Origin of the sequence: Pseudomonas sp. CM27, assembly GCF_013179515.1 — a bacterium.
Lineage (GTDB): Bacteria > Pseudomonadota > Gammaproteobacteria > Pseudomonadales > Pseudomonadaceae > Aquipseudomonas.
The window spans coordinates 1-9,524 of sequence record NZ_JABMCN010000239.1 but is presented as its reverse complement, the minus strand read 5'-3'; the positions used below and the strand labels follow the sequence as shown (position 1 = coordinate 9,524).

The following is a 9,524-nucleotide window of genomic DNA, read 5'->3' as shown; positions in this document are numbered from 1 at the left end:
TGTATCACCACCGTCGAAGCCCGCGGCCGCACCGTGGCCCCAGCTGGCGTAGCATCGGTAGCCTTGTCGGTATACGGCCAGTTCCCCGGGTGCTGAATGTTAACGAACAAGGTCTTGTTGTCCGGGGTAAACGCAATCCCCGTCACCTCGCAATCATTCGGCCCGACGAAGAAGCGGCGCAGGTCCACCTGGTTCTGCGCGTTCACCGGCACCTGCTTGCCGCTGGCATCCACCAGGTCGGTGGGGATTACCGCCAGCAACTGGTCGTTGGTGTAGTCGGTGAGGGTGGTTTCGCCGTTGTCGGTCTCGAACCACAGCACACCACGGCTATCGAAGCTCATGCCATCCGGGCTGGCGAACTGGTTCAGTTCGGTCAGGCCCGAGCGGTTGATGTCGGCGGTGCCGGCTGCGTTGGCGCCGAACACGAAGATGTCCCAGCTGAAGCTCAGCTGGTCGTCGCTGTCGTGCCAGCGGATGATGTGGCCGTGACGGTTCGGGCCGCGCGGGTTGGCCGCATCGACCTTTTCCGGGGTGCGCGCGCTGTTGTTGGTCAGGGTCAGGTATACGTCGCCGTTCAGCGGATTGACTGCGGTCCATTCCGGCCGGTCCATCGGCGTGGCGCCCACGGCATCGCCCGCGCCACGGGTGTTGAGGATGATGCCGGGAAGGTCGCCATACAGCGCGCCAAGGGTGCTGCCGGCGGTGGTGGCGGTGGTCACGTCCAGCAGCAGCCAGACGCCGGTGCCGTCGGCATTGAAGCGGGCCACGTACAGCTTGCCCTGGTCCAGGTATTTGGCACCGGTGGCCAGGCGGTCGGCCGGGCTGGCGTCGGCGGCGTCCCAAACGGCAGTGGATACCCACTTGTACAGGTACTCGTTGTTGGAATCGTCGCCCATGTACCACACCAGCGGCTTGCCGGCGACCGGCAGGCCAGGGCAGCAGCCCTCGTGCCGGAAGCGGCCCATGGCCGTGCGCTTGGTGGCCAAGGTGCTGCTGTTGTACGGGTCGATCTCGACGATGTAGCCGTAGGTGCTGGCTTCGTTACGGTAGTCGTCGGTGGCGCTGGCGCCTTTCACGGTCACGTCGAAACGGGCGAATTCGTCGGCCACTTCGCTGCTGTCACCGGCAGCGCTTTCCCACTTGTACTGGCCGCTGGAAGTGCCCACGCCGATGCGGCGCTGGTCTTCGGGGCGGGTGCCCTTGTTGACGAAGATGCCAGGCCAGTTCTCTTCGCAGGTCAGGTAGGTGCCCCACGGGGTGTAGCCGTTGCCGCAGTTGTTGTTGGTGCCACGGCAGTGGGTGCCGGCGCTGGAGTACTTGGTCTTGACGTGCTCGGTGCCACGCAGCGGGCCGGTGATCTCCATGCGCGAGGCGGTGGTGAAGCGGCGGTTGAGCGGGTCGTTGTCGACTACCTGCCAGCGGCCGCCGACTTTCTGCAGGCGCACCACGCCAGCGCCGTGGGCGTTGATTTCCTTGCGTACTTCTTCCACCGGGCGCTTACCGTTGACATCGGTGGTAGGGCCGGCCGGGTGCAAGGCGGCGGCGTCGATGTATTCGAAGTTGATCGCCAGCAGGCCGTCTTCCGAGCTGCCGTTGATAGGGAAGAAATGCATGCCGTCATGGTGCATGCCCATGGCGTTGGCCTGGTCGGTGGAGGTGTTGCTGCCGTCGGACTTCCATGGGCTGCCATTGCTGTTGATCGGTGTGCCCCACGGGGCCAGCACATAGGCGCTGTAGCCGGCGGCAACGACGCAGGCGTCGGTGCGCGAGCCGGGGATGGACTGGAAGCCCAGCGCCAGCTTCGGCACTTCCGGCTCGGTGACTGGCGGCTCGGTCACCGGTGGTTCGGTGACCGGATCATCATGATCGGAGCCACCACCGTCGAAGCAGCCTGTCAGGCCGGTACCGGCAATCATGGCGATGGCGGCGCCCAGGCTGCCGCGCATCACGCTACGGCGGCTCAGGTAGGCGTCCATGACGTTGGCCATCGGCAGGTTGCCGCTTTGGTTCCGGTCCAGGTTGTCGCCGGTATCTCGACTCATCAGGGTGTCCTTGTTGTGGCTGAGTAGGAGGAAACCGCGACTTTAGAGCGCTAGTGTGATGATTCATTGGCAGAAATGTTAACGAGCTTTTAAAACTACCGGTTCTTAGATCCGTGGCCTACAGACCAATTTGGAATTGCTGTCGGATTTCTGCCATCAAACTGTAATGCCAACGCCGCAACATCCGGAGCCCTGAATGAGCGTGGATAAGGATGGCGGGTTCGATGGCAAGCAGTGTGCACAGGCGCGAAGTGATTGGCTGGATGGGTGTCGGTGCCCTGGCACCGCTGCTTGGCGCCTGTTCCGCCTTGCCTGGGCAACAGGACGGTCACGCCCACCTCGACCTGCTGTATGTGGCCGATACCCTCGATGCCCGCCAGCCTGGCCAGGCTGTGGTGCCGGCCACCCGCCTGGGGCCGGTCAGCCACCTGGGCCGTGCGCCGTGGATGACCGGCAGCAGCGCCAGCGTCGCCTACCCACAACTGGCACCCTTGCTCGATGCCGGCCAGGCAGCGTCTGCCCAACTGGGCGGTTATGCGGTGCTGGCCGCGTTGCTGGAGCAATTGCGCGGCGAGGCGGGGGCAGGCAACAGCCTGACCCTGGAGAACGGGCAGGGCTGGAACGGCAGTGGCCTGGCCTACCTGACCCAAGGCGAAAGCGGGGTGCAGGGCAGCCAGCTGCTGGGCAGCGAGGTGCGGGTCAGCAGCGACGAACGCGTGCTGTGGCCACAACGCAGCCCCGGCCTGTATCGCCAGGCTGGCCCCATCACCCTGGGCGCCGGGCTGGCAGATGCGCAACGCCAGGCGCTGGGTGTAGAAACCTCGCACATCTTCGAGCGCGGCGGCGCCCGTATTGCCGTGGTCGGTGTCACCGACCCTTACGCACAGGACCAGAAAGCCTCCCTGAAACAGTGGTACCAGTCGCTGCAGCCGGTGTTCGAACAGGCCCGGCGCGAGGCCGACCTGGTAGTGGCCATGGCTGATGTCGGTACCGGCCCCGGCCTGTGGCTGGCCGAGCGGGTAGCACAGATCGACGTCCTGCTGTGCGCCCGTGGTCAGGACTTGTGGCCGGCACCGGTGGCGGTCACCCAGGCCAGCGGGCGCCGTGTGCCGGTGCTGTTCGCCGGCTGCCGGGGCAGTGGCGCGTTCCGCCTGCGCTGTCAGCGCGTCGCTGGGCTATGGCAGTTCGACGGGCGTTTCTTCCCGGCTTTCGAACAACAGCTGGCACCTGCCGCCCTGTTACGTGTCGCGCAATTGGAGGCGAAATTACGGCAACAACGGGCCGGCCACGCGGCCTGGCTCGACCAGCCTTTGGCCCGTGCGCCGCAGGCCTTGTGGCGCCGCGATACCCGTGGCGGCAGCTGGGACCGCTTGCTGCATCAAGCCTTGGCTGACGACAGCAGCATGCCCGTCTTGCTGCCGGGCCTGCGTTATGACTATCCGCTGCCGGCAGGGGCAAGCATCACCCGCGAACACCTGATCAGTCTGACCGGTGGCTACCCGGCACCTGTAGTCGAAGCGCCGGCCCGGCAGGTGGAACAAGTACTGGAAAACGCCGCAGAGCAACTGTTCGGCGACCCGCTGCTGCTGGACAACAGCCAGGACCTGCCACGCTGGCAGGGCCAGGCCTGGCATGTCAGTTACAGCCCGCAAGGCAAGCGCATCACCGGCCTGGAACCGGTACAAGGGCTGTGCCGCACATTTGGCCTGCAGTTCGAAACCCAGGCCGGCGAACCGCTTTGGCAGCGGGTCGAGGCCTGGCTGGCTCGGCAGCCTGGCGACTGGCAACTGGCCGCCCTGCAACTGCCCGACGTGCGTTACGTGCAGGGCCACCCGGGCTGGCATCCACGGCAGTTGGCCTCGTGATAGTTGCCTCGCGCCTGTTCAGCGGCGCTGGCCTGGCCCTGGCCGGCTGGCTGGCCGCCCAATGCGTGCTGCAACTGAGTCGCCAGCCGCAGCCTGCCACGGCGCCAGCAAGGGTGAACAGCCCGCTAGCGGGGCTGATGGTCGGTCACTGGCAGGTGCCGGTCGACGACGGCAGCATCGCCATTACCCGCCTGCCGCTGCACTACCTCGGTGGCCTCAAGGCTCACCCCCTGAGCTCCAGCGTGGTGGTGCTGCGGTATGGCGAGCAGGTGCGCACCCTGGCCCGCGGCCAGCGCCTGGCGCCAGGAATCGTGCTGCAGGACATCGATGGCGATGGCCTGATCTTCAACAACCAGGGGCGGCGTGAACGCCTGCCCTGGCCGCCACGCCCTGCCGTGACCGGCTTCAAGCGCCAAGGATGAACGATGCCTGTTAGATACTGCATGGCGGCTGCGCTGAGCCTGGCCCTGGTCCTGGCCGTGCCGGGGGTGAGTGCCGAGGAGCCTACGTTCGATGAAAACGGCACGCCGATGTACGAGGTGAACTTCGTCGACACCGAACTGGGCGAGTTCATCGACAGCGTCTCGCGCATCACCGGCACTACCTTCATCGTCGACCCGCGGGTCAAAGGCAAGGTCACCGTGCGCACGGTCGACCTGCACGACGCCGATGCCATCTACGACATCTTCCTGGCGCAACTGCGCGCCCAGGGCTATGCCGCCGTCGACCTGCCCAACGGCAGCGTGAAGATCGTCCCTGACCAGGTCGCGCGGCTGGAGCCGGTGCCGGTGGAGACCGGCGCAGGGCAGGGCGCGGGCAGCGACAGTGTGGCCACCCGGGTTTTCAATGTACGCAATGCCGCCAGCGAACAGGTGCTGGGCATCCTCAAGCCGCTGATCGACCCGCGGGTGGGCGTGATCACGCCCTACCCGGCGGCGCACCAGTTGGTGGTCACCGACTGGCGCAGCAACCTTGACCGCATTGCCAGCCTGCTGCATCAGCTGGAACGCCCCAGCGAAGCCGCCGGCACCCGTACCCAGGTCATCTACCTGCGCCACGCCAATGCCGGTGAAGTGGTCAAGGTGCTGCGCGGGCTCAGCCAGGAAGGCGCGGTGCCCGGCGAAGGCGCGGCCAATGGCGGTGGCGAAGGCCAGGGCAAGGACCAGCCGCTGGCGGTGGCCAGTGACTCGGGTATCCGCCTGGAGTACGAAGAAGGCACCAATGCCGTGGTCATGGTCGGCCCGGACAGCGAGCTGGCTGCCTACCGCGATATCGTCGAGCAACTGGATATCCGCCGTGCCCAGGTGGTGGTCGAGGCGATCATTGCCGAGGTATCGGACAGCAGCGCCCAGGAGCTCGGTGTGCAATGGCTGTTCGCCGATGAAAAGTTCGGCGCCGGCATCGTCAACTTCGGCAGCAACGGGGTGAACATCGCCAACATCGCCGGGGCTGCCGCCAGTGGTGACAGCGAGGCGCTGGGCGACCTGCTGTCGACCACTGCCGGCGCCACGGCAGGTATTGGCCACTTTGGCGGCGGCTTCAACTTCGCCATGCTGGTCAATGCGCTAAAGGGCAAAAGCGGCTTCAACCTGCTGTCCACGCCCACCTTGCTGACCCTGGACAACGCCGAGGCGTCGATCCTGGTCGGTCAGGAAGTGCCTTTTGTCACGGGCTCGGTAACCCAGAACAACGCCAACCCGTACCAGACCATCGAGCGCAAGGAAGTCGGGGTGAAGCTGCGCATCAAGCCGCAGATCAACATCGACAACAGCGTGCGCCTGGACATCGTCCAGGAGGTGTCATCGATTGCCGAATCCAGCGCCGCCAGCGACGTGATCACCAACAAGCGCGAGATCAAGACCAAGGTCATGGTCGAGGACAATGGCCTGGTGATCCTCGGTGGCCTGATCAGCGACGAGCTGAGCACCAGCAATCAGCGTGTGCCCTTGCTCGGCGATATTCCTTACCTGGGCCGGCTGTTCCGCTCCGATGCCAGCAAGAACACCAAGCAGAATCTGATGGTGTTCATCCGCCCGCGCATCCTGCGGGACGGGCCGAGCCTGGCCGGGCTGAGTGAAGACAAGTACCGCAGCTTGCAGCAGACCACGCCGCTGCAACTGCCGGACCTGGCACAAGGGACGCCGTTGCTGCAGGTGTTTCCCTCCAGCCGCGCGCGCCTGGAAGGCGGTGACTGGTGATGCTGCCGTATCGCCAGGCGCGCCACAGTGGGGTAGCCATGGCCCCGACCGAGCAGGGCTGGCAGCTGTGGCTGCGCCCTGATGCCGACAGTGCCCAGTTGCAGGAGCTGCTGCGCGTGCATGGCCAGCCCTGCGCGCTCGAATACCTGGAGCCGGCTGCCTTCGACGAGCGCCTCGGGCAGCTGTATCAGGGCGGCGATGCGGCCACAGCAGCCTTGATCGAGGGCATTGGCGACCAGGTCGACCTGGCCAGCCTGATGAGCGAGATGCCGCGTATCGAAGACCTGCTGGAAAGCGACGACGAAGCCCCGGTGATCCGCCTGATCAACGGCCTGTTCGGCCAGGCCCTGCGCCTGCGTGCTTCGGACATCCATATAGAAACCTTCGAACAAAGCTTGGTGGTACGCCTGCGAGTCGATGGCCACCTGCGCGAAGTGCTGCGCCCGCCGCGTGCGCTGTCGGCCATGCTGGTGTCGCGGATCAAAGTCATGGCGCGCCTGGATATCGCCGAAAAGCGCCAGCCTCAGGACGGTCGCATCACCTTGCGCGCGGCAGGGCGCGAGGTGGATGTGCGGGTCTCGACCTTGCCCGGTATCCACGGCGAGCGGGTGGTGATGCGTGTGCTGGACAAGCAGGCCAGCCTGCTGGCGCTGGGCAACCTGGGCATGCCGGCGGCTGTGCTGCAGGGCCTGCGGAGCTGCCTGGCGCGCCCCAATGGCATCGTGCTGTCCACCGGCCCGACCGGTTCGGGCAAGACCACCACGCTGTACGCCAGCCTCAACAGCCTCAATGACGGCAGCCGTAATATCCTCACGGTCGAGGACCCGGTGGAATACGCCATCGCCGGGATTGGCCAGACCGCCATCAACCCGCGCGCCGGGCTGACCTTCGCCAGCGGCCTGCGGGCCATCCTGCGCCAGGACCCGGACGTGATCATGCTCGGCGAAATCCGCGACCAGGAAACCGCGCAGATCGCCGTGCAAGCCAGCCTCACCGGCCACCTGGTGCTGTCCACCCTGCACACCAACAGTGCCGTGGGCGCGGTGACCCGCCTGCGCGACATGGGTATCGAACCGTTCCTGATCGCCTCGTGCCTGCGCGGGGTACTGGCCCAGCGCCTGGTGCGGCGCTTGTGCAGCTGCGCCGTGGCCCACCCGCTGCAGCCTGCCGAGCGGGAGCTGTGGCCGGAGCTGGCAGCGCTGGGCAGCAGCTACCATGCGGTTGGCTGCGAGCAGTGCCAGGGCAGTGGTTATGTCGGGCGCCTGGGCTTGTACGAATTCATCGAACTGGACGCCGGGCTCGTTGGCCTGCTGTACGCCGGTGCCAGTGAGCTGGCCATGCAGGATTACCTGATCGACCGCCGCCAGAGCCTGGTGGCGATGGCCAGCGACTGCCTGGCGCGCGGTGAGACCAGCCTGGCCGAAGTGCTACGCGCGGTGCAGGGCTGAGCCATGCCGACCTATCGCTACCAGGCCGTCGACCTCGCCGGCAAACCCCACAAGGCCAGCCTGCAGGCCGACAGTGAACGCCATGCGCGCCAGTTGTTGCGCGAGCAGGGCCTGTTTGCCCGGCAGTTGCAGCGCCATGAGTCCGGCACCCGGCCACCCCGCCGTCAGCGCCTTGGCCGGGCCCAGCTGTGCGAGCTGACGCGTCAGCTGGCCACTCTGACCGGTGCCGGCATCCCCTTGGTGGATGCCTTGGCCACACTTGAGCGCCAGTTGCGTCAGCCGGCCCTGCACAGTGTGCTGGTGGCGCTGCGGGGTTCGCTGGCCGAAGGCCTCGGCCTGGCCCGCAGCCTGGCGCGCCAGGGTGCACCGTTTACCGGCCTGTACTGCGCATTGGTCGAGGCAGGCGAACGTTCCGGGCGCCTTGCCCAGGTACTGACCCGCCTGGCCGATCACCTGGAACAGGTACAACGCCAGCAGCACAAGGCGCGAACCGCGTTGATCTACCCCACGGTGCTGATGGGCGTATCGCTGGCCGTGGTGGTCGGCCTGATGACCTTCGTGGTGCCCAAGCTCACCGAGCAGTTCGCCCATGCCGGGCAGAGCCTGCCGCTGATTACCTCGCTGCTGATCGGCCTGAGCCAGGGGCTGGTGCACGCCGGGCCCTGGTTGCTGGGCCTGGCGCTGATACTCGGCGTGCTGGGCGGCTGGTTATTGCGCAAGCCGCACTGGTGCCTGCGCCGCGACCAGCTGCTGCTGCGCCTGCCACGCATCGGCAGCCTGTTGCAGGTGCTGGAAAGCGCACGCCTGGCGCGCAGCCTGGCGATTCTCAGTGGCAGCGGCGTGGCCTTGCTCGAAGCCTTGCAAGTGGCGACCGAAACCGTCGGCAACCGGCGCATCCGCCTGGCCATGGAGCAGGTGCGCCAGCAGGTGCAGGGCGGCACCAGCCTGCACCGTGCGCTGGATGCCAGCCAGCAATTCCCGCCGCTGCTGGTGAACATGGTCGGCAGCGGCGAGGCCAGCGGCACCCTGGCCGACATGCTCGAGCGCGTGGCCGACGACCAGGAGCGCGGTTTTGCCCGCCAGGTCGATACCGCCATGGCGCTGTTCGAACCCCTGATGATTCTGGTGATGGGCGCCGTGGTGCTGTTCATCGTGCTGGCGGTGCTGCTGCCGATCATGCAACTCAACCAGGGCCTGCAACTGTGAACACAAGGAGTATTGCCATGCAGCATCGACGTAATCGCCAGCGCGGGTTCACCCTCATGGAAATCATGGTGGTGATCTTCATCATCGGCCTGCTGATCGCCGTGGTCGCCCCCAGCGTGCTGGGCAACCAGGACAAGGCCATGAAGCAGAAGGTGCTGGCCGACCTGGCCACGCTGGAGCAGGCGCTGGACATGTACCGGCTGGACAACCTGCGCTTCCCCAGCAGCGAACAGGGCCTGGCCGCGCTGGTGAAAAAGCCGGCCCAGGAGCCGTTGCCACGGGCCTGGCGCAGTGACGGCTATGTGCGCCGCCTGCCGGCAGATCCGTGGGGCACCCCTTACCAGTACCGCATGCCTGGCGAACATGGGCGGGTGGATATCTACTCGCTGGGCGCTGACGGGCTGCCGGGCGGCGAAGGGCAGGATGCCGACCTGGGTAACTGGGCGCTGTAACGGGTGCGCCGTCAGCGTGGCTTCAGCCTGATCGAGTTGCTGGTAGTGCTGGCCATTGCCGGGTTGATGACCGGGCTGGCAGTGGCCGGGCTTGGCGGCCAGGCCGGTGTCGACCAGGCCCTGCAACGCCTGGCTGCGGAAATCCGCAGCCAGGCTGCGCTTGCCCGGCATGCCGGGCAATTGCGCGGGCTGCGCTGGAATGGCCAGCGCCCCGAGTTCGTGCTGCGCGAGGGCAATGGCTGGGTGGTGGCAGCAACTGCCCTCGGCGATTGGCCCAAGGGCCTGCAACCGGACTGGCCCGCCAGCCCACAGC

General features: G+C 66.6%; 8 protein-coding genes. 7 read left to right on the top strand and 1 reads right to left on the bottom strand.

Features of this window, described 5'->3' with window-relative positions; translation table 11 throughout:
• On the bottom strand, nt 1-2,042 hold a 2,042-nt coding region (locus tag HP547_RS23665), incomplete at its 3' end, for a PhoX family phosphatase (protein ID WP_172287719.1).
• Between the two features lie 224 nt (nt 2,043-2,266).
• Here HP547_RS23665 and HP547_RS23660 point away from each other — a divergent pair.
• The 7 genes from HP547_RS23660 to HP547_RS23630 form a co-directional block, all read left to right on the top strand.
• Nucleotides 2,267-3,907: a lipoprotein UxpA gene (locus tag HP547_RS23660; protein ID WP_172287716.1), complete on the top strand. Its 1,641-nt coding sequence runs from the start codon at nt 2,267-2,269 to the stop codon at nt 3,905-3,907.
• Entirely contained in the window at nt 3,904-4,329 is a 426-nt protein-coding gene (locus tag HP547_RS23655; RefSeq protein WP_172287713.1) for a pilus assembly protein PilZ, read from the top strand. The genes HP547_RS23660 and HP547_RS23655 overlap by 4 nt, the downstream gene beginning before the upstream one ends.
• Nucleotides 4,330-4,350: 21 nt before the next feature.
• Nucleotides 4,351-6,105 carry a type II secretion system secretin GspD gene (gene gspD / locus HP547_RS23650; RefSeq protein ID WP_172222335.1) on the top strand — a complete coding sequence of 585 codons (1,755 nt, stop codon included), beginning with the start codon at nt 4,351-4,353 and terminating at the stop codon, nt 6,103-6,105.
• Nucleotides 6,105-7,553, top strand: a complete 1,449-nt coding sequence (locus HP547_RS23645) for a GspE/PulE family protein (RefSeq protein ID WP_172287722.1) — start codon at nt 6,105-6,107, stop codon at nt 7,551-7,553. Before gspD ends, HP547_RS23645 begins: the two co-directional genes overlap by 1 nt.
• 3 nt (nt 7,554-7,556) lie before the next feature.
• On the top strand, nt 7,557-8,759 hold the full coding sequence (gene gspF, locus HP547_RS23640) for a type II secretion system inner membrane protein GspF (protein WP_172287710.1): 1,203 nt from the start codon (nt 7,557-7,559) through the stop codon (nt 8,757-8,759).
• 17 nt (nt 8,760-8,776) lie between these two features.
• A complete protein-coding gene (gspG, locus tag HP547_RS23635) occupies nt 8,777-9,211 on the top strand; it encodes a type II secretion system major pseudopilin GspG (protein WP_172287707.1) in 435 nt (144 codons plus the stop codon).
• A gap of 3 nt (nt 9,212-9,214) precedes the next feature.
• A partial coding sequence (locus HP547_RS23630) for a prepilin-type N-terminal cleavage/methylation domain-containing protein (protein ID WP_172287704.1) occupies nt 9,215-9,524 on the top strand: 310 nt, incomplete at its 3' end.